Source organism: Methylobacterium indicum, from assembly GCF_001043895.1.
Lineage (GTDB): Bacteria > Pseudomonadota > Alphaproteobacteria > Rhizobiales > Beijerinckiaceae > Methylobacterium > Methylobacterium indicum.
This window is the reverse complement of sequence record NZ_JTHF01000202.1, coordinates 1-1,250: the sequence shown is the minus strand read 5'-3', so window position 1 is coordinate 1,250 and position 1,250 is coordinate 1. Positions and strand designations below refer to the sequence as shown.

The following is a 1,250-nucleotide window of genomic DNA, read 5'->3' as shown; positions in this document are numbered from 1 at the left end:
ATTCAGAGGATTCACAAGGCGCGTGAGGCATGCGAGTCTGAGGTATGGCTCAGACTGTCTGCGTGATCCCGAGTGCCGCCGACCTGGCACGCCTGTCCGCCATCGTCGCCGATCGGGCGCGGCCCCTCAAGCACATCCAGCGCGCCCGCATCGTTCTGCTCTCGGCCGAACGCCTCTCCGTTCTCGATGTCGCCCAGCAGGCCGGCGTCAGCCGGCCCGCGGTGTGGCGCTGGCAACAGCGCTACGCCGAAGAAGGCGTCGAGGGCCTCTTGCGCGACAAGACCCGTCCGCCTGGCAAGCCGCCTCACTCCACCGACACCGTTGCCGAGGTGCTGGCGCTGACCTGCTCCGAGCCGCCCGGTGAGGTCACCCACTGGACCGGCCGCGCCCTGGCGCAGGCCGTCGGGATCTCCCTGCGGTCCGTGCAGCGCATCTGGGATGCCCATCGCCTCCAGCCGCATCGGGTGCGCAGCTTCAAACGCTCGAACGATCCGGCCTTCGCCGAGAAGGTCGAGGACATCGTCGGCCTCTACATGGATCCGCCGCGCCACGCTGTCGTGCTCTCGCTCGACGAGAAGAGCCAGATCCAGGCCCTGGAGCGCACCCGCCCAAGCCGACCCGTCACGCCAGGTCGTCCCGAGACCCAGACCCACGACTACGTCCGTCACGGCACCACGACGCTGTTCGCCGCGCTCAACGTGCTGGAGGGCACCGTGATCGGCCGCTGCATGCAGCGTCACCGCCACGACGAATTCCTACGCTTCCTCAACACCATCGAGGCGGCGGTGCCGGCCGGCAAATTGATCCACGTGATCCTGGACAACTATGCCACTCACAAGCACCCGAAGGTCCGGGCCTGGCTGGCCCGGCATCCACGCTGGATCTTCCACTTCACCCCGACTTCGGCTTCGTGGATGAACGCGGTCGAGGGCTTCTTCTCGGCCCTGACCCGGCGCAGGCTGAAGCGAGGCAGCTTCAGCGGGATCGTCGACCTTCAGGCTGCGATCAACCGCTACATTGCCGAGTACAACGACAGGCCGAAGCCCTTCGTCTGGACCAAGCCGGCCGCTGCCATCCTCAATGCCGTCAATGGCAACGCTGCACCATCCGAATGAGTCAGTGCACTAGCTGCACCGCCGAGGTGCAGATAGTGCACTGACTCATTCGGATGGTTCAGCGTTGCCATTGACGGCATTGAGGATGGCAGCGGCCGGCTTGGTACAGACGAAGGGATTCGGCCTGTCGATGTA

General features: G+C 65.8%; 1 protein-coding gene. It reads left to right on the top strand.

Going from position 1 to position 1,250, the window contains the following annotated elements; all coding sequences use genetic code 11:
- The first annotated feature begins 44 nt into the window (after positions 1 to 44).
- Positions 45 to 1,115, top strand: coding sequence for an IS630 family transposase (locus QR78_RS22605; protein ID WP_048429836.1), 1,071 nt, complete (start codon positions 45 to 47; stop codon positions 1,113 to 1,115).
- The last annotated feature ends 135 nt before the right edge of the window (positions 1,116 to 1,250 follow it).

Bases quoted from the DNA above. Each gene is read 5' to 3' on its own strand.
- QR78_RS22605 (WP_048429836.1), top strand. From the start codon at position 45: ATGGCTCAGACTGTCTGCGTGATCCCGAGTGCCGCCGACCTGGCACGC.